General features: G+C 64.8%; 17 protein-coding genes. 13 read left to right on the top strand and 4 right to left on the bottom strand.

Annotated features, from left to right (window positions below; all coding sequences use genetic code 11):
- Window positions 1–358 precede the first annotated feature (358 nt).
- The 11 genes from I6F16_RS36770 (at window position 359) to I6F16_RS36720 (ending at window position 12,309) form a co-directional block, all read left to right on the top strand.
- Window positions 359–604, top strand: a complete 246-nt coding sequence (locus tag I6F16_RS36770) for a PilZ domain-containing protein (protein ID WP_036002017.1) — start codon at window positions 359–361, stop codon at window positions 602–604.
- Between the two features lie 346 nt (window positions 605–950).
- A complete protein-coding gene (locus I6F16_RS36765) occupies window positions 951–2,105 on the top strand; it encodes an iron-containing alcohol dehydrogenase (RefSeq protein ID WP_225174686.1) in 1,155 nt (384 codons plus the stop codon).
- 18 nt (window positions 2,106–2,123) lie between these two features.
- The gene (locus I6F16_RS36760) at window positions 2,124–3,674 is read left to right on the top strand and encodes an AMP-binding protein (protein WP_225174685.1); all 1,551 of its coding nucleotides are present in this window, start codon (window positions 2,124–2,126) and stop codon (window positions 3,672–3,674) included.
- A 413-nt stretch (window positions 3,675–4,087) separates the two neighbouring features.
- Window positions 4,088–5,686, top strand: coding sequence for an ABC transporter substrate-binding protein (locus I6F16_RS36755; protein ID WP_036045376.1), 1,599 nt, complete (start codon window positions 4,088–4,090; stop codon window positions 5,684–5,686).
- Between the two features lie 33 nt (window positions 5,687–5,719).
- Window positions 5,720–6,667 carry an ABC transporter permease gene (locus I6F16_RS36750; RefSeq protein ID WP_225174684.1) on the top strand — a complete coding sequence of 316 codons (948 nt, stop codon included), beginning with the start codon at window positions 5,720–5,722 and terminating at the stop codon, window positions 6,665–6,667.
- Window positions 6,668–6,676: 9 nt separating this feature from the next.
- A complete protein-coding gene (locus I6F16_RS36745) occupies window positions 6,677–7,570 on the top strand; it encodes an ABC transporter permease (protein ID WP_036020171.1) in 894 nt (297 codons plus the stop codon).
- Window positions 7,570–8,577 (top strand): ABC transporter ATP-binding protein, encoded by a 1,008-nt coding sequence (locus I6F16_RS36740; RefSeq protein ID WP_057025973.1) that lies wholly within the window; start codon window positions 7,570–7,572, stop codon window positions 8,575–8,577. The genes I6F16_RS36745 and I6F16_RS36740 overlap by 1 nt, the downstream gene beginning before the upstream one ends.
- Window positions 8,574–9,560 (top strand): dipeptide ABC transporter ATP-binding protein, encoded by a 987-nt coding sequence (locus tag I6F16_RS36735; RefSeq protein WP_057025972.1) that lies wholly within the window; start codon window positions 8,574–8,576, stop codon window positions 9,558–9,560. Before I6F16_RS36740 ends, I6F16_RS36735 begins: the two co-directional genes overlap by 4 nt.
- A gap of 366 nt (window positions 9,561–9,926) precedes the next feature.
- Complete coding sequence (gene groES, locus I6F16_RS36730) at window positions 9,927–10,241, top strand: co-chaperone GroES (protein ID WP_036002037.1); 315 nt, start codon at window positions 9,927–9,929, stop codon at window positions 10,239–10,241.
- 36 nt (window positions 10,242–10,277) lie between these two features.
- Entirely contained in the window at window positions 10,278–11,897 is a 1,620-nt protein-coding gene (gene groL, locus I6F16_RS36725; RefSeq protein ID WP_128262511.1) for a chaperonin GroEL, read from the top strand.
- Window positions 11,898–11,976: 79 nt separating this feature from the next.
- Complete coding sequence (locus tag I6F16_RS36720; protein WP_225114820.1) at window positions 11,977–12,309, top strand: hypothetical protein; 333 nt, start codon at window positions 11,977–11,979, stop codon at window positions 12,307–12,309.
- 344 nt (window positions 12,310–12,653) lie between these two features.
- On the opposite strand, the gene rpoH is transcribed toward I6F16_RS36720, so the two are convergent.
- The gene (gene rpoH / locus I6F16_RS36715) at window positions 12,654–13,541 is read right to left on the bottom strand and encodes an RNA polymerase sigma factor RpoH (protein ID WP_225114819.1); all 888 of its coding nucleotides are present in this window, start codon (window positions 13,539–13,541) and stop codon (window positions 12,654–12,656) included.
- A gap of 376 nt (window positions 13,542–13,917) precedes the next feature.
- On the opposite strand from rpoH, the gene I6F16_RS36710 reads away from it, so the two are divergent.
- Window positions 13,918–14,151, top strand: a complete 234-nt coding sequence (locus I6F16_RS36710) for a hypothetical protein (protein WP_128262508.1) — start codon at window positions 13,918–13,920, stop codon at window positions 14,149–14,151.
- 6 nt (window positions 14,152–14,157) lie between these two features.
- Here I6F16_RS36710 and ftsH read toward each other — a convergent pair whose 3' ends face one another.
- Window positions 14,158–15,999, bottom strand: a complete 1,842-nt coding sequence (gene ftsH, locus I6F16_RS36705; RefSeq protein WP_225114817.1) for an ATP-dependent zinc metalloprotease FtsH — start codon at window positions 15,997–15,999, stop codon at window positions 14,158–14,160.
- A gap of 227 nt (window positions 16,000–16,226) precedes the next feature.
- The gene (locus I6F16_RS36700; protein ID WP_057030022.1) at window positions 16,227–16,508 is read right to left on the bottom strand and encodes a hypothetical protein; all 282 of its coding nucleotides are present in this window, start codon (window positions 16,506–16,508) and stop codon (window positions 16,227–16,229) included.
- A gap of 537 nt (window positions 16,509–17,045) precedes the next feature.
- Between I6F16_RS36700 and I6F16_RS36695 the strand changes: the two genes are divergently transcribed.
- Window positions 17,046–17,417, top strand: a complete 372-nt coding sequence (locus I6F16_RS36695; RefSeq protein WP_036002168.1) for an SPW repeat protein — start codon at window positions 17,046–17,048, stop codon at window positions 17,415–17,417.
- A gap of 401 nt (window positions 17,418–17,818) precedes the next feature.
- On the opposite strand, the gene I6F16_RS36690 is transcribed toward I6F16_RS36695, so the two are convergent.
- The coding region (locus I6F16_RS36690; protein WP_225174687.1) for a hypothetical protein at window positions 17,819–18,177 on the bottom strand (359 nt) is incomplete at its 5' end.

Below are 18,177 nucleotides of genomic sequence, written 5' to 3'. Positions count from 1 at the left end.
GGCGGAGGTGGAGGGGGTGACGGGGTGACTTCCCTTCTCCCCTTGTGGGAGAAGGTGGCATAGGCGGCCTACGGCCGCCGTCTTAAGCATACGCCGACGCGTAGCGTCGGCTACGGCGCCGGATGAGGGGTTGTTGCCGCGCGTGGGACCGTTCGCGAGGATAGAACCCCTCACCCGGCTTCGATGCTTCGCTCCCACAAGGGGAGAGGGGAAGCGCACTCCACTACCGCTGCTTTTGCCTTTCGCTGACACTTTTCGTTAAAATTCTCGGGCGCGGCTTAGGGGGATCGCATCAACTCTTTTCCATGATTGGGACAGATCAGCCGCCGCGACCTGCGGAGTTGGAGGAGACGTGCCAATGCATCCGCGAAAGTTCGTCCGTGTGAAGCCCGCGGGCCTGGTGTCACGCCAGGCCAAGATCATCACCGACCCGCGCGCGCCGGTGATCCCGTGCACGCTGATCGACTATTCGCCCGGCGGGGCCTGCGTCGATCTCGGCGGGCAGGTGACGATTCCCGATCGCTTCGAGCTGCTGCACGTCAACACCAAGAAGCGCTGCCGCATCGCCTGGAAGCGCGGCACGCGCGTGGGCGTGGTGTTTTGAGGGGGCGGCCGGTTGCTGGCCCTGCCTTTTTGGCAAGGACTCGCCTTGGAGAGATTTTCCCTGCAGCCATCCTTCGAGACGCCCGCTTTAAGCGGGCTCCTCAGGATGAGGGTGGAGTGCGCGGCGGCAGTTCTCGACGGGCACCGGCGCCGATGAGCCTCATCCTGAGGAGGCGCGTAGCGCCGTCTCGAAGGACGAGGCGTGCGCGCCGGCCGCCGCCACATCTCATCTTCAACAGCCCGCCTTTGCGCTGCAAACGGCCAGCGTCTTCGCGCATGACGGCTCCGGCGGGGTCGGCTAGATTGCGTCCCTAACAACAACAACGAATTGTCCGGGGAGGACAGGCGTGTACCAGGGACGTGTCGTGTTCGGCGCGATCGAGGAGGTCGTGTTCGGCCATCCTGCGGCTGGGGCCATCGTCGCGCAGATGGACCGGCTCGGAACAAGCCGCGCCTTCCTGATGGTGTCGGGGACGCTGAACCGGCAGACCGACGAAATCACGAAAATCAGAGAGGCGCTCGGCTCCCGCTGCGCCGGCCTGTTCGACGCCATGCCGGCCCATACGCCGCGCGAGGCGGTGATCGCGGCGACACAAGCGGCGCGCGCGGCGGAGGCCGATCTGATCGTCACAATCGGCGGCGGTTCCATCACCGACGGTGCCAAGGCGGTGCAGCTCTGCCTTGCCAACGGCATCGACGATATCGCCGGCATCGACCGCATCCGCGTGCACAAGGGCGCCGCGCCCGAGATGAAGGCCCCAATCGTGCGGCAGGTCAGCGTGCCGACCACGATCGCCGGCGGCGAGTTCTCATCGATCGCCGGCGTCACCGACCGCGCGAGCCACGTGAAGCAGATGCTGCGGCATCCGCTCGCGGTGCCGCGCGCGACCATCCTCGATCCTGCCATCACCGTGCACACGCCGGAATGGCTGTTTCTCTCCACCGGCATCCGCGCAATCGACCATTGCGTCGAGGCGATCTGCTCGCGCGAGACGCATCCTTACGCCGATGCGCAGGCGGTGAAGGGCCTCGCCATGCTCGCCGACGCGCTGCCGCGGGTGAAGGCCGACCCTTTGGATCTCGACGCGCGGATGGACGCGCAGATCGGCACCTGGCTGTCGATGGGCGCGCTCGCCGCCGGCGTGCCCATGGGCGCAAGCCACGGCATCGGCTACGTGCTGGGCGGGGCCTTCGACGTGCCGCACGGCTACACCTCCTGCGTCATGCTGCCGGCGGTGATGCGCTGGAACGCGCGCGACAATGCCGAGCGGCAGATGATCGTCGCGGCCGCGATGGGCTATCCCGGCCGTGACGCGGCCGACGTGCTCGATGCCTTCATCCGCTCGCTCGGCATGCCGCGCAGCCTCGCCGACGTGCGCATCTCGCCGGAGCATTTCGATGCGATCGCGGAAGCCGCGATGCGCACGAACTGGATTCCGCGCAACCCGCGCAAGATCGCTAGCTCCGCCGATGTGCGCGAGATCCTGCTGCTTGCCGCCTGATCGACATCCGGAGGATCGATGTACACAGGTCACCACGCCCGCCTGCGTCCGCTGCAGCCCGCCTTCATCATGGCGGCGACCGGCGAGGCCGTCACCTATCGCGACTTGGAGGCGCGCAGCAACCGGCTGGCGCACTTGTTCCGCCAGCACGGCTTGAGGCGGCTCGACCATTATTCGATCTTCATGGAGAACAATGCGCGTTATCTCGAAGCCTGCGGCGCGGGCGAGCGCTCCGGGCTCTACTACACCTGCATCAACTCGTTCCTGACGCCGGGCGAGCTCGCCTATCTGCTCGTCAACAGCCAGTCGAAGATTTTGATCACGTCGATGGCCAAGCTCGCCATCGCGCGCGAGGCGATCGAGGCTTGTCCCGACATCAAGCTCTGCATCGTCGCCGACGGCCCGGGCGAGAGCGAGCGCATCGTTGGCCTATCGGAGGTGACCGCCGGCCTGCCGGCAACGCCGATTCCCGACGAGTGGCTCGGCACCGCCATGCTCTATTCCTCCGGCACGACGGGACGACCTAAGGGCATCCTGCGCCCGCTGCCGGAGGAGAAGCCGAAGCACAATCTGCCGCTGTTCGATTTCCTGTTGAGGCTCTGGCACTACCGCGAGGGCATGGTCTACCTGTCGCCGGCGCCGCTCTATCATTCGGCGCCGCAGGCCGCCGTGAACCTCACGATCCGGATGGGCGGCACCGTGATCATCATGGAAAGCTTTGATCCCGAGCGTTACCTGCAGCTCGTCCAGCAATGGGGCATCACCCACACGCAACTGGTGCCGACGATGTTCTCGCGCATGCTGAAGTTGCCGGAGGAGGTGCGCGCCCGCTACGATCTGTCCTCGCTGGAGATCGCCATCCACGCCGCCGCGCCCTGTCCGCCGCAGGTCAAGGACGAGATGATCAAATGGTGGGGACCGATCATCCACGAATATTACGGCGCCACCGAAGGCCTCGGCTTCACCGCCTGCAACAGCGAGGAATGGCTGGCGCATCGCGGCACCGTCGGCAAGGTGCTGCTCGGGGACCTGCACATTCTCGACGAGAACATGCGGGAATGCCCGACCGGCACGCCCGGCCAGGTCTGGTTCAAGACGGCAACGCCGTTCGAATATTTCAACGATCCCGAGAAAACCAAGGAGGCGCGCTCTGCCGATGGGAGCATGAGCACGGTCGGCGACGTCGGCTATGTCGATGCCGACCGCTTCCTATACCTGACCGACCGCGCCACCTTCATGATCATCTCCGGCGGGGTGAACATCTATCCGCAGGAATGCGAGAACCTCCTGATCACCCACCCCAAGGTGGCGGACGCCGCGGTGTTCGGCGTACCCAATGCCGATCTCGGCGAGGAGGTGAAGGCGGTGGTGCAGCCGATGCCCGGCGTGGAGCCGGGGCCGGCGCTCGCCGAGGAGCTGATCGCGTTCTGCGCAAAGTCGCTGTCGCGGCAGAAGGTGCCGCGCTCGGTCGATTTCGAAAAGGAATTGCCGCGGCTGCCGACCGGCAAGCTGTACAAGCGGCTGCTGCGGGACCGGTACTGGGGGAACAAGGTCTCGCGGATCGTGTGAGGGTTTCCGCTACGTAAGGTGCGCAAGCAAGCGCCATACACGCAACTGTCTTCCCGGGGCGCGACGAAGTCGCGAGCCCGGGACCCATAACCCCAGGAAGGAGTTGCGGCATGGGCTGGCAACTCCGAGTCTTCGCCAAACTCCTCCCTGTGGCTATGGATCCCGGATCGGCGCGCGCTGAGGGCGCGCTTGTCCGGGATGACAGCGGAGGTTGTTGAGGCGACCTCGCGCAAACTCTCACAGGGAATCGCGTCTTCGCACCTGCACTCTCGCATGATGAGAGAAGCCCCCGAGATATTCCGTCATCCGAATTGTCGAGATTGCAGCTGGCCTTGCGGGTTGCCTCGCTGCACGCGCCTCGCTATCGTCGGGATAAACAGGCCGCAAAAGGCCGAGGTCCAGGGAGGATGAGCATGCGGAGCGTGTGGGCGCTCGCCGCAATGGCGGCGTTATCTGTGCTGACGGCCTCAACTGCCACGCTCGCCGGCGAGCCCAAGCAGGGCGGCATCTTGCGGATGTATCACCGCGACAGTCCGGCCAACGCCTCGATCCTCGAAGGCGCGACCTATTCGATCAACATTCCCTTCATGGGGGTGTTCAACAATCTCCTCATCTACGATCAGCACATCGCGCAGAACAGCCCCGATACGCTGCGGCCGGACCTCGCCGAAAGCTGGTCCTGGAGCAGCGACAACAAGAAGCTGACGTTCAAGCTGCGCCAGGGCGTGAAATGGCACGACGGCAAGCCGTTCACCTCGGCCGACGTCAAATGCAGCTTCGATCTGTTGATGGGCAAGTCGCAGCAGAAGCTGCGGCAGAATCCGCGCAAGGCCTGGTACAGCGAGGTCAACGAGGTCACGACCAACGGCGAGTTCGAGGTCACCTTCGACCTGAAGCGGCCGCAGCCCTCGCTGCTGGCGATGCTCGCCTCCGGCTACACGCCGGTCTATCCCTGTCATGTCTCGCCGGCGGACATGCGCACCCATCCGATCGGGACCGGACCGTTCAAGTTCGTCGAGTTCAAGGCCAATGAATCGATCAAGCTGACGCGCAATCCCAATTATTGGAAGAAGGGCCTGCCCCATCTCGACGGCATCGAATACACCATCATCACCAACCGCTCGACCGCGATCCTGGCCTTCGTCGCCGGCAAGTTCGACATGACCTTTCCGACGCACATCACGATCCCGCTTTTGAAGGACATCAAGTCGCAGGCGCCGAATGCGACCTGCGTCGTCGAGCCGACCAACGTCTCGACCAACATCATCGTCAATTCCACCTCCGCGCCGTTCGACAACATCGACATCCGCCGTGCGATGGCACTCGCGCTCGACCGCAAGGCGTTCGTCGACATCCTGTTCGAAGGCCAGGGCGACATCGGTGGCACCATGCTGCCGCCGCCGCAGGGCCTCTGGGGCATGCCGAAGGACCGGCTGGAGACCATTCCGGGCTATGGCCGCGACATCAACGCCAACCGCGAGGAAGCCAGGAAGCTGATGCAGAAGGCGGGCTACGGTCCGGACAAGCGCCTCGCCGTGAAAGTCTCGACGCGCAACATCGCGGAATATCGCGACCCCGCCGTGATCCTGATCGACCAGCTCAAGACCATCTATATCGACGGCGAGCTCGACGTCGTGGAAACTGCGAACTGGTTCCCGAAGGTCGCGCGCAAGGATTACATGCTCGGCCTCAACCTGACCGGCAATGCCGTCGACGATCCCGACCAGTCGTTCTACGAGAACTATGCCTGCGGCTCGGAGCGGAACTACACCAATTATTGCAACAAGGAGATCGAGAAGCTGTTCGACGTGCAGTCGCAGGAGACCGACATCGGAAAGCGCAGGCCGCTGGTGTGGGACATCGACAAGAAGCTGCAGGAGGACGTCGCCCGCCCGATCATCTTCCATGCCCGCGCCGGCACCTGCTGGCACCCCCACGTCAAGGGCGTCACGATCATGTCGAACAGCTCCTACAACGGCTTCCGCTACGAGGACGTGTGGCTCGACAAGTGACGCGACGCTAACGGCTGGCGCGGAGGGCGGTGCATGTTTGCCTATCTGGTGCGGCGCCTGTTCCTGATGTTCGTGACCCTGTTCGGGATCTCGATCGTCATCTTCTTCCTGCTGCGCATCGTGCCGGGCAACATCGTCGACATCCTGTTCGCCGCCGCCGGCTATGTCGATCCCGCCGACAAGGCCAATCTGGAGAAGGAGCTCGGCATCGACCGTCCCCTGATCGTGCAATATTGGCACTGGATCAGCGGCTTCATCCGCGGCGATTTCGGCTTCTCCTACGTCTCGGAGAAGCCGGCGCTGCAGGAGATCCTGCCGCGAATTCCGATCACGGCAAAGCTCGCCGGCCTCGCGCTGCTGTTCTCGGCATCGATCGGCATTCCCTTGGGCGTCATCAGCGCGGTGAAGCAGGGCACGAAGCTCGACTACGCGCTTCGCGTCGTCAGCCTCAGCGGGCTGTCGCTGCCCTCGTTCTGGCTCGGCCTTCTGATCCTTACAGCGTCGGTGGCGATGTTCGGGCAGATGCCGATCTTCAATCCCAATCCGAAGACCTGGCTCGAGGCGTTCGCGACCTACGCCGTGCCGGCCGCCGCCGTCGGCTTCCGCAGCGCGGCGCTAACCATGCGCATCACGCGCTCCTCGATGCTGGAGGTGCTGCGGCAGGACTACATCCGCACCGCCCGCGCCAAGGGGGCCTCCGAAGCGGCGGTGAACTATCACCACGCGCTGAAGAACGCGATCCTGCCCGTGATCACCGTGATCGGCATCGAGGCCGCGTTCCTGATCGGCGGCCTGATCGTCACCGAGACCGTGTTCAACATCCCCGGCGTCGCGCGCTTCCTGGTGGAGGCGATCCGCTGGCGCGACTATCCGATCGTGCAGAACCTCGTGATGTTCATCGCGGTCGTGGTGGTGTTCGCCAATTTCACCGTCGACATGCTCTACGCGCTGTTCGACCCGCGGATCAGGTACACGGATTAGGAGATCAGCTTGGCCGCGATCGACTTCGACGTTGAGCTGAGGCGGGCCGGGGCGCATGCGACCGGGGGCTGGCGGCGCGTGCTGTTCATGGCGCAGCGGCACGTGCTGGGCGCGGCCGGGCTCGTCATCATGACATTGTTCGTGCTGACGGCGATCTTCGCCGATGTCATCGCGCGCTATGATCCGCTGACCGTCGATTCCGCCCGCGCGCTGGCGCGGCCGAGCTGGGCGCACTGGATGGGCACCGATTCCTTCGGCCGCGACGTGTTCAGCCGCATCATCCACGGCGCGCGGATTTCGCTCGCGGTCGGCATCGGCTCGACCGTGCTCGGCGGCACCATCGGTGTGATCGTCGGCCTTACCTCGGGCTATCTCTCCGGCTGGTTCGATCTGGTGTTCCAGCGCGTCTCCGACGTGCTGCAGGCGCTGCCGCTCCTGGTGCTGGCGCTAGTGATGACAGCCGCGCTCGGGCCCTCGCTGCCGAACGTGATCATCGCCATCGCCATTCCGCTGATCCCGACGGTGGCGCGCGTCATCCGCGCCAACACGCTGGCGCTGCGCGAACAGCCGTTCGTGGAGGCCGCCAAGTCGATCGGCATGAGCGAGATGCGGATCGCGCTGCGTCACGTGCTGCCGAACACGCTGGCGCCGCTGATCGTGCTCGCCACCGCCCAGCTCGGCTCGACCATCCTGACCGAGGCTTCGCTGTCCTTCCTCGGCCTCGGCATTCCCGAACCCTATCCGTCGTGGGGGCGCATGTTGTCCGAATCCGCCGCCGAATATGTCCGCACCGCGCCGTGGCTGGTGATCTTCCCGGGCGTCGCGATCAGCCTCGCCGTGTTCGGCGCCAACCTGTTCGGCGACGCCCTGCGTGACATCCTGGATCCGAGGCAGCGCGGCTGATGGCGGACAAGACCGATCTCGTGCTCGACGTGAAAAACCTGAAGACGGTGTTCTTCACCAATTCCGGCCTGTTCAGGGCTGTCGACGACCTCTCCTTCAGCGTGAGGCGCGGCGAGACGCTGGCGATCGTCGGTGAATCCGGCTGCGGCAAGAGCGTGACCGCGCTGTCGCTGATGCGCCTCGTGCCCGATCCGCCCGGCCGCATCGTCGGCGGCTCCGTCTCGCTGGAAGGCACCGACCTGCTGGCGCTGGATGAGGCGCAGATGCGCGCGGTCAGGGGCAATCGCATCTCCATGATCTTCCAGGAGCCGATGACCTCGCTCAATCCGGTGATGCGGATCGGCGACCAGATCGTCGAGGCGGTGCGGCTGCATCGGCATATCTCGGCGAAAGAGGCGCAAGGCATCGCCGTCGAGATGCTGCGGCTGGTGCGCATCCCCGAGCCGGCGCGGCGGGCGCGCGAATATCCGCACCAGCTCTCCGGCGGCATGCGCCAGCGCGCGATGATCGCGATGGCGCTGGCCTGCCGGCCGGCGCTCCTGATCGCGGATGAGCCGACCACCGCGCTCGACGTCACCATCCAGGCGCAGATCCTGGCGCTGATCCTCGACCTGCAGAAGGAGCTCGGCACCGGGCTCGTGCTGATCACGCACGATCTCGGCGTGGTCGCGCAGACCGCGCAACGCGTGATCGTGATGTATGCGGGGCGAAAGGTCGAGGAGGCCAGCGTCGAGGCGCTGTTCGCCGCGCCGAAGCATCCCTATACGCGCGGGCTGATGGCCTCGATCCCGGCCGTGCCGGCCTCCGGCGCCGCCGCGCAGGCGCGGCTGAACGAAATCCCCGGCACGGTGCCGTCGCTGGTGCGGCTGCCGCAAGGCTGCGCCTTCGCGCCGCGCTGCAAGCTCGCCATCAAGCGCTGCGAGGCCGAATATCCGCCGCTGGCCGATTGGGGCGGCGGACATCTCGCCGCATGCTGGCGCGCGGAAGAAGTCGCGGAGGTGGCATGACCGAGGCGCTGCTCGAAGTCACCGACCTCAAGAAGCACTACCCTGTGCGCGCCGGCGTGTTGCGAAGGCAGGTCGGCACCGTGCACGCGGTCGATGGCGTCTCCTTCGCGCTAGGCACCGGCGAGACGCTCGGCCTCGTCGGCGAATCCGGCTGCGGCAAGTCCACGGTGGCGCGCAGCGTGCTGCGGCTGGTCGAGCCGACCTCGGGCCAGATCCGCCTCGACGGCGAGGACATCACGCATCTGTCGAAAACCGCGATGCGGCCGCACCGCCGCTCGATGCAGATCGTGTTCCAGGATCCGTTCGCCTCGCTCAATCCGCGCATGACCGCCGGCGACATCGTCGGCGAGCCGATCGCCGTGCACGGGCTCGCCACCGGCAAGGAGCTGGACGCGCGGGTCGCAAGGCTGTTCGAGCAGGTGGGATTGCGGCCGGACCAGATGCGCAATTTCCCGCATCAATTCTCCGGCGGTCAGCGCCAGCGCATCTGCATTGCCCGCGCACTGGCGCTGGGGCCACGCCTGATCGTCTGCGACGAGCCGGTCTCCGCGCTCGACGTCTCGATCCAGGCGCAGGTGATCAACCTTCTGATCGACCTGCAGCGACAGCACGGCTTCTCCTATCTCTTCATCGCGCACGACCTTGCCGTGGTCGCCCATATCAGCCACCGCGTCGCCGTGATGTATCTCGGCCGCATCGTCGAGATCGCCGACAAGGACGAGCTGTTCCGCAATCCCCGGCATCCCTACACGCAGGCCCTGCTCGCCTCGGTGCCGGTCGCCAACCCGCTGGCGAAGAAGCTCGCGCCGCTGGTCGACGGCGACGTGCCGAGCCCGGTCAATCCGCCGTCGGGCTGCGCATTTCACACCCGCTGCCGGTTTGCGATGGAGCGGTGCAAGACGCAGCGGCCGGCGCTGGTGGATGCCGGAGACGGGCATCAGGTGGCGTGTCTGCTCAATGACGGGACGGGGCGAGGCCGCTAAGGCGGACTCATAGAAGAAATGTCAGCTCCTGAGGGAGGAGCGGAAATCTTCTGCTCGGCAGAGCGTTACCGCTTTTGACCCAAAGCGGACCTCAAGGGGCTATATGGGATCATCCTCACATGGAAATGACCAGTAAGGGCGGCTCTCGAGATTTGCGGGCCCAAGCCGATGCACCTCGCCCGCCAAGCAGGCGTGACAGGGACGGCGGCACATCCAAAGGATCCGGACAAGAACCTTGAAGTAGCGCAAAAATTTTTGCAGGTCCTCTTGACTAGAAATCCGCGTATTCCTAGGTCGTTTGCCGCCCGGGGGCCGGTTCCGGACCCGGATTTTGGACATCGCTGAACCTACCCAAGGAGGATGTGCATGCATTTCCGCCCGTTGCACGACCGTGTGCTCGTGCGCCGCATCGATGCCGAGGAGAAGACCGCCGGCGGCATCATCATTCCCGACACCGCCAAGGAGAAGCCGCAGCAGGGCGAGATCATCGCCGTGGGGCCGGGCGGGCGAAACGAGCAGGGCCAGCTCGTGCCGCTCGACGTCAAGGTCGGCGACCGGGTGCTGTTCGGCAAGTGGTCGGGCACCGAGGTCAAGATCGACGGCGAGGAGCTGTTGATCATGAAGGAAAGCGATCTTCTCGGCGTGGCCGAGCAGGCCGGCACGCTGAAGAAGGCGGCGTAACGCTGACAGTCATCGAACGGAAAGGAGTTTAACAACATGGCTGCCAAGGACGTGAAGTTCGCGACCGAGGCCCGCGAGCGCATGCTGCGGGGCGTCGACACACTGGCGAATGCGGTGAAGGTCACGCTCGGTCCAAAGGGACGCAACGTCGTTATCGAGAAATCGTTCGGCGCTCCCCGCATTACCAAGGACGGCGTCACCGTCGCCAAGGAGATCGAGCTGGAGGACAAGTTCGAGAACATGGGCGCCCAGATGGTGCGCGAGGTCGCCTCCAAGACCAGTGATCTCGCCGGAGACGGCACCACCACGGCGACCGTGCTGGCGCAGGCCATCGTCAAGGAGGGCGCCAAGGCGGTCGCTGCCGGCATGAATCCGATGGACCTCAAGCGCGGCGTCGACCTTGGCGTGGACGCGATCGTCGCCGACCTCAAGTCGCACGCCAAGAAGATCACCTCTAACGACGAGATCGCCCAGGTCGGCACCATCTCGGCCAACGGCGACACCGAGATCGGCCGCTTCCTGGCGGATGCGATGCAGAAGGTCGGCAATGAGGGCGTGATCACGGTCGAGGAAGCGAAGAGCCTGCACACCGAGCTCGAAGTGGTCGAGGGCATGCAGTTCGACCGCGGCTACATCTCGCCCTATTTCGTCACCAACGCCGAGAAGATGAAGGCCGAGCTCGAAGATCCCTATGTGCTGATCCACGAGAAGAAGCTGTCGGGCCTGCAGACCGTGCTGCCGCTGCTGGAGCAGGTCGTGCAATCCGGCAAGCCGCTCCTGATCATCGCGGAGGAGGTCGAGGGTGAGGCGCTGGCGACGCTGGTCGTCAACCGCCTGCGCGGCGGCCTGAAGGTGGCAGCCGTCAAGGCGCCGGGCTTCGGCGACCGCCGCAAGGCGATGCTGGAGGATATCGCGATCCTCACCGGCGGCACCGTGATCTCCGAAGATCTCGGCATCAAGCTCGAGAACGTCACCGTGAAGATGCTGGGCCGTGCCAAGAAAGTGGTGATCGAGAAGGAGAACACCACGATCGTCGACGGCGCCGGCGCCAAGAAGGACATCGAGGCGCGCAGCCAGCAGATCAGGGCGCAGATCGAGGAAACCACCTCGGACTACGACCGCGAGAAGCTGCAGGAGCGTCTCGCCAAGCTCGCCGGCGGCGTCGCGGTGATCCGGGTCGGCGGCGCGACCGAGGTCGAGGTCAAGGAGCGCAAGGACCGCGTGGACGATGCGCTGCACGCGACCCGGGCCGCGGTCGAGGAAGGCATCCTGCCGGGCGGTGGCGTGGCACTGCTGCGCGCGCTCAAGGCGCTCGACGGCGTCAAGACCGCCAATGCCGACCAGAAGGCCGGCGTCGACATCGTGCGGCGCGCCATCCAGGTCCCGGCGCGGCAGATCGTGCAGAATGCGGGTGAGGACGGCTCCGTCGTCGTCGGCAAGCTGCTCGAGAACCAGACCTACACCTGGGGCTTCAATGCCGCGACTGGCGAGTACCAGGATCTGGTGCAGGCCGGCGTGATCGATCCTGCCAAGGTCGTCCGCACCGCCTTGCAGGATGCGGCCTCGGTGGCCTCGCTGCTCATCACGACCGAAGCGCTGGTGGCCGAGAAGCCGAAGAAGACGGAAGCGCCGAGCGCTCCCGCGATGGACTTCTAAGGACGGGCGAGCCCGGCCGAACGGCCGGGCTCGTTTGCCATGGATCTGTGACTGTGTTCTCGAACGAAAGGAGGATGAAATGATCAAGGATCGTGCTTTCTCCACTCGCGGGGAAACCACTCGGAAAACGTTGCGGCGGCTCGCCGCCTTGGCCGTTGGGGCTGGCCTCTCGCTGGTGCCTTTTGCGGCCTTTGGCGCCGAAAGCCCCGGCCCTGCCGCCAAGACGGCGGACAGTTTCGAGCGGCTCGCCTTGCCGCCGATCCCGTACCTGGACACGATGCCGTGGTCGAGCTGGGATCGGGGCAGCCCGACCATGAAGGTGGACACATTGCTGCCGGTCCTCGGGCCATCCGGGATCCGGCTCGACCTCACGCCGCCTGATCGAGACAAGCCGGAGCCCGCCACCAGCTGATACGGGGGAGCGGCCGGCGAGGCCGCTCCTCATCGTTGCAGCCACTCATCGCTCACGCGAAAGGAGGATCATCAGATGAGAGGCATTGTCCTCGCCGTCGCTTTGTTGGGCATGGCCAATGGGCTCCAGGCCAAGGAGGCCGACACGCCTCGCGCCGAGATGCGGAGCTCGGCCGAGCCCGCCCGGCAGCTTGCGACCAGTTCCGTCGGAGCGTCTCGGAGCAATCCTGAGAAGTCCGGCCAGACCGAGCGCAGGAGCCGGGAGTTTTCGCCCGAACGTCTCGTCCCCGATATTTGCAGAGGATGCTGATCGGCCTTGGCCGATCAGCATTCTTCTTCGCTCGCCTAACGCGACGTCGCAAGGCGCGCCTCATCGAGGCGCGCGAACATCTTCGCCTTGATCCGCTGCAACGCGCGCTGCTCGATCTGCCGGACGCGCTCGCGCGAGATGCCGAACTTGCCGGCGAGCGCATCCAGCGTCTGCTGCGGCTCGCCGAGATATCGCGCCTCGACGATGCTGCGCTCCCGCGGTGTCAGCGCAGCGAGTGCATCGGCGAGGGCAGCCTTGGTGCGTTCACGGTCGGCCGCGTCCAGCAGCAGACTCTCCGGATCGGGAGAGGGATCCACCAGCCGGTCCTGCCATTGGTCGCCTTCCGTCTCGACGCTGATCGGCGCGTTGAGTGAGATGTCGCCGCGCAGCCGGCCGTTCATCTCGGCGACGTCGGCTTCCCTGACGTCGAGATGCCTCGCGATAGATGTCAGCTGATCCGTCCGGAGCTCGCCATCCTCCGCAACGCCAAGCTTGTTCTTCAGCTTGCGCAGGTTGAAGAACAGCTTCTTCTGCGCAGCAGTGGTGCCCAGCTTGACGAGCGACCATGATCGCAGGATGTATTCCTGAACCGAGGCCTTGATCCACCAGGAGGCATAGGTCGCGAGCCGGAAGCCTTTCTCGGGGTCGAACCGCTTGACGGCCAGCATCAGCCCGACATTGGCCTCCGAGATGAGGTCGGCGATGGCGAGGCCATAGCGGCGATATTGCAGCGCGATCTTCGCCGCGAGCCGCAAATGGCTCGTCACCAGCCGATAGGCGGCGTCACGATCGCCGCTATCGCGCAATCGCCTCGCATAGTCGGCTTCCTCCGATGCCTCGAGCAGCGGAAAACGATGGATCTCCTTGAGATAGCGGGATAGCCCGCTTTCCCCGTGAAGGGCAGGAAGTGAGGCAACCAACATCGCGCCCTCCCTCACGAGCACCGTTCGCCCCGATCAGGGGCGCCTTGCCGATCCAAGCGATAATCTGAGTGAAGCGCCGAGAGCGGCGCGGTCCGAGCGCAGTCAGGTTTCATGGCCAAATCCTCGTTAGAGCAAGATGGTTGGACCACCGCGAACCTGATCCGCTGAGCCCGATCATGGCACCCAGACGCCTCAGGCCGGTGGGCGCCACTAGAATTTGGAAATGGCCGGAATGTTCCAGCGTGAACGGTCGTGACGGAAATTGCGATTGCCGTATGCCTTTGCCGCTGCAGACAGGCTCTTGAAACGCGGAGCCTTCATTCCAATCTGGTCCACGCAGGCGCCGATGAGGCTGCACGCATGCTTGGTTCGTGGGATGGATGACTATCGTGATCTCGTGAGCGCAGCTCTTGCGCTGTTCTGCGCCGGCTTGATGTTGGTGGCCGGCCATCTCCTGATCGAATGGCACGCCAGAAGCACCGATCCCGGCATTGGGATCGAGGCGCCGAAGCGCGAGGGCGCGCCCGCGCCGCTCATCTCGAACGGTTCGCCTCCGGACAGGCGGATGATCGAGCTTCCCGCCGAGATCAGGCGCAAGCGCGCCGCGTGAGTGGCCCTAGATCGCCCGCAGCCCTTCCTTGGGCATCTCCCGGATCAGCACATCGATGTCGCTCTGCTCCAGCGTTTCCTTCTCGAGCAGCTTTTTTGCGGCGCGGTCCAGGATCGGCCGCCGCGTGGTCAGGATGCCCTGGGTGCGCTGGAACACCTGGTCGACGATGGTTTTCACCTCGTGGTCGACCGCGGCGGCGGTCTCCTCGGCATAGTCGCGCTCGCGCGTCGGATAGGGGCGGTCAGGGCCGGCCAGGAAGTTGCCGGGATCGCGCTCATAGGCGACGCTGCCGAGACGCTCCGACATGCCGTAGCGCGTCACCATGCTGCGGGCGATATCGGTGACGCGGCGCAGGTCGTCCGCCGCACCGGTCGACAAGTGCCCGAACACGATCAGCTCCGCGGCGCGGCCGCCGAGCAGCACCGCCATCTTGTTCTCCAGCTCCTCCTTGGTCATCAGGAAACGGTCCTCGATCGGCCGCTGGATGGTGTAGCCGAGCGCGCCGACGCCGCGCGGGATGATCGAGACCTTGTGCACGGGATCGGTCCCCGGCAGTGAGAGCGCGACGAGGGCGTGCCCCATCTCGTGATAGGCGACGATCTCGCGTTCCCTGGGGTTGAGCAGGCGGTTGCGCTTTTCCAGGCCTGCGATCATGCGCTCGACCGCATTGTTGAAATCGCTCATGGTCACCGCCTCGGCGGCGCGGCGCGTCGCCAGCAGCGCGGCCTCGTTGACGAGATTGGCGAGATCCGCGCCCGTGAAGCCTGGTGTCAGCGCGGCAACGGCGTCTGCATCGACATTCTCGGCCAGGCGCACCTTCTTCATGTGCACCTTGAGGATCTCGATCCGGCCCCGCTTGTCTGGACGGTCGACCAGCACCTGGCGGTCAAAGCGGCCGGCGCGGAGCAGGGCAGGGTCGAGGATCTCGGGCCGGTTGGTGGCGGCGAGGATGACGAGCCCGGAGCGCGAATCGAAGCCGTCGAGCTCGACGAGCAGCTGGTTGAGCGTCTGCTCCTTCTCGTCATGGCCGCCGGCGAACGGGCCGATGCCGCGGGCGCGGCCCAGTGCGTCGAGCTCGTCGATGAAGATGATGGCCGGCGCCTTTTCGCGCGCCTGCTGGAACAGGTCCCGCACCCGCGCCGCGCCGACGCCGACGAACATCTCGACGAACTCCGAGCCGGAGATCGAGAAGAACGGCACCCTGGCCTCGCCGGCCACGGCCTTGGCGAGCAAGGTCTTGCCTGTACCCGGCGGGCCCACCAGCAGCACGCCCTTCGGCATGCGGCCGCCGAGCCGGCCATAGTCGGTCGGGTTCTTCAGGAAATCGACAACCTCGCGCAGCTCGTCCTTGGCCTCGTCCACGCCGGCGACGTCGGCAAACGTGACGCCGGTGTTGGATTCGACGTAGACCTTGGCCTTGCTCTTGCCGATCGCCATCAGCCCGCCGCCGATCCCGCCGCCCTCGGCCATGCGGCGGCCGATGTACCACCAGACGCCAAAGAACAGCAGCACGGGCATGACCCACGACAACAGGTCGCGCAGGAACGTGCTCTCGATCTGCCCGGTGAAACGGACGTTGTGCTTCTCGAGCTCCTGGGCGACGTCCTGGTCGACGCGCGTGGTGACGAATTGCTTCTGGCCGCCGGACAGCGGCTCCTTCAGCGTGCCCTGCAAGGTGCGGTCGGAGATGCCGACCGTCTCGACTTTCCCCTGGCGCAGCAATTGCTGATATTCGCTGTAGGGGATCACCGCGATCTGGTTCGCCGCCGAGATCAGATACTGAATCAGGAAGACCGCGAAAATTGCGGCGATGGCGTATCCGATATTGAAACGGGCATTCTTGTTCATGGGGAGGCCAGATCCGATCGTGTTACGCGGGCCGGGCTAACGTCGAGGCGCGTTTGGCGCGCTCGCTCGGGCCCGGTGCGCCTCCGGACCTGCATCTTAGCGACAGAACTTCTCCTGCTGCCATCGGTTCCAGTCATCTCAAACGCGGGCTCGGCAGCGCCGGACGCAGGCGATCGAGATGCCGGACAGCGATAAGGCCCGGTTGCGGGCCGGGCCTTTGCATCAGTTCACCAGGGATACCAGTAAGGATATGCCGCCGGATAATACCGGACGGTCCGGTAATAGCGGGGGCCATAATAGTATCGCGGCGGACCATAGACCGGCGCATAATAGACCGGAGGTGCGGCCGCTGCGGCCAGCGCTCCGGTGAACATGCCGAGCGCGATGGCCGGACCAATGCCTGGACCGCCCCAATGATGATGATGGCCCCGCCAATGGGCCGAGGCCGGCGCAACGGTTCCGATGAGGAGCGTTGCTGCCGCGGCGATTGCAAGAGCAAGCTTTCTCATGTGACTTCCCTCGACTTATGCCCGCGCAAGCGGGCTTCTCAATCCTTCGCATGAGTTTCGTTTTGCCGGACACAGCCGGCAGCGTCTGAACTTAGGATGGGCGGCGACGACTTCAAGCCTCTAACCGACAATTGACCAAGTGGAGAGAACAGTCAGATCGTGTCAATCGAAGAAGGGCTTCGAACGTCCCTGCTGGCGCGTGCCAATAGTGACTAAGTCCGTAAATTCAGCCTTTGGTCCATCTGCGAAGTTGCGCTGCGTCTCACAGAGGTCTGCTTATCGCGGCAGAGCGGTCCAGATTTGCTCAACCTGAGTTCTTCGCATTTTGACCCTTCAGCGACCTCCGGAGCCGTCCGCTTTCCCGCCGCTGTTAAGGTTGGGACCGCAGGCGGTCAGCTGCTTAATGAGGACACAGCCTAGGACAGCACCGGCGCGGCGGGTCCGCCTCTCCGTTGCCATTATGCCGCGGGCCGCGATGGAAACCGGCTCGGCGATTACGCGGTTGATTTGGCATCGAAACCTCCAATGGAGGGTGCCATGCAGAATTGGGAAGGGAATTGGACGAACGCAAAGTTTTGTGACGTTGCGAACCTGATCCTCGGCGCGATACTGTTCGTTTCGCCCTGGATATTCGGTTTCGATGCGGGGACGGTCTCTCAGAACGCCGTTATCACCGGTATCGCCATCGCGATCCTTGCGGTCGCGGCGCTGGCGGCGTTCGCGGTGTGGGAGGAGTGGCTGAACCTCGTCGTCGGCTTGTGGGCACTGGTATCGCCCTGGGTATTGGGCTTCCAGGGAACCACCGCGATGACCGTGCATGTGATCATCGGCGCGGCGGTCGCAATCTTGGCAGCGATCGAGCTCTGGATTATGTCCCGCAACCCGCCGCGGCTGACCACCGGTAGCTGAGAAGCTGGATCGTTTGGCTCGTGGCATAGCTTCGCCGTCATCGGAAAAACCTGTCCAGCCGACGCGGACGAAATTCGGTGCGGACCTGGGGCCGGCAGCTACTCAGCGCAGTCGGCCTTGGGTCAGCCGCAAGTGCCGCAGCTCGAGCTAGCCTTGCTGGACGGCTTACTCCCGGCGCCAAATTCCGAAAGTGCCGATGGAAAGGCCTTGCTCCGGGGCTAGGTTCATCGGGCATTCCGTTTGCGTCGGATTCCCAAATTTGAATGCCACGGGGCATGATTTTTGGGACCAAGCTGCGTTTGCCATCCAACGGCAGACCTCTCGGTCCCAGCTCGTTTTTCGATCCGGAAAAAACTCCAGGCTGGGGCCGATGTGGTCTACTCCGGGCGTAAGCCGCCCCATCAGTACCAGCCCATCTTGAAACAGAGACCAAGCCAACCAGCGAGCGCGATTAGAGCGGCAATGTTGATGTACTTCTGAGCGTCCTGCATCATTGCACCGCAATCAAAGGCGCCCCGCAATTCGGAGCAACGTTGATTTGTCACTACCCGTTCCGCCTCTCTGCCCTTGACCAGATCAACAAGGTTCCGGTTTCTGGCGCTCGGTTCATCGCGGGAGCTCGGGGTTCTCCATCTTATGTGCTTTGGCGTGTTCTTCTCGACCTGCGGGACCATGCGGGCGGGATCGGGACCGCCCGGAACGCCCCTGGGGCCGAGCAGCTCACGCGTAATGTCATCCTCGGTTCTTTCCGGCTCGACGC

It is taken from the genome of Bradyrhizobium sp. IC4060 (genome assembly GCF_020193715.1).
Taxonomy (GTDB): Bacteria; Pseudomonadota; Alphaproteobacteria; order Rhizobiales; family Xanthobacteraceae; genus Bradyrhizobium; species Bradyrhizobium yuanmingense.
The sequence above is the reverse complement of the archived record's forward strand: the minus strand, read 5'-3'. Positions and strand labels throughout refer to the sequence as shown.

Coding starts and splice junctions, on each gene's coding strand:
- I6F16_RS36770 (WP_036002017.1), top strand. CDS start 359: ATGCATCCGCGAAAGTTCGTCCGTGTGAAGCCCGCGGGCCTGGTGTCA.
- I6F16_RS36760 (WP_225174685.1), top strand. CDS start 2,124: ATGTACACAGGTCACCACGCCCGCCTGCGTCCGCTGCAGCCCGCCTTC.
- I6F16_RS36755 (WP_036045376.1), top strand. CDS start 4,088: ATGCGGAGCGTGTGGGCGCTCGCCGCAATGGCGGCGTTATCTGTGCTG.
- I6F16_RS36750 (WP_225174684.1), top strand. CDS start 5,720: ATGTTTGCCTATCTGGTGCGGCGCCTGTTCCTGATGTTCGTGACCCTG.
- I6F16_RS36740 (WP_057025973.1), top strand. CDS start 7,570: ATGGCGGACAAGACCGATCTCGTGCTCGACGTGAAAAACCTGAAGACG.
- I6F16_RS36735 (WP_057025972.1), top strand. CDS start 8,574: ATGACCGAGGCGCTGCTCGAAGTCACCGACCTCAAGAAGCACTACCCT.
- groES (WP_036002037.1), top strand. CDS start 9,927: ATGCATTTCCGCCCGTTGCACGACCGTGTGCTCGTGCGCCGCATCGAT.
- groL (WP_128262511.1), top strand. CDS start 10,278: ATGGCTGCCAAGGACGTGAAGTTCGCGACCGAGGCCCGCGAGCGCATG.
- I6F16_RS36720 (WP_225114820.1), top strand. CDS start 11,977: ATGATCAAGGATCGTGCTTTCTCCACTCGCGGGGAAACCACTCGGAAA.
- rpoH (WP_225114819.1), bottom strand. CDS start 13,541: ATGTTGGTTGCCTCACTTCCTGCCCTTCACGGGGAAAGCGGGCTATCC.
- I6F16_RS36710 (WP_128262508.1), top strand. CDS start 13,918: ATGGATGACTATCGTGATCTCGTGAGCGCAGCTCTTGCGCTGTTCTGC.
- ftsH (WP_225114817.1), bottom strand. CDS start 15,999: ATGAACAAGAATGCCCGTTTCAATATCGGATACGCCATCGCCGCAATT.
- I6F16_RS36700 (WP_057030022.1), bottom strand. CDS start 16,508: ATGAGAAAGCTTGCTCTTGCAATCGCCGCGGCAGCAACGCTCCTCATC.
- I6F16_RS36695 (WP_036002168.1), top strand. CDS start 17,046: ATGCAGAATTGGGAAGGGAATTGGACGAACGCAAAGTTTTGTGACGTT.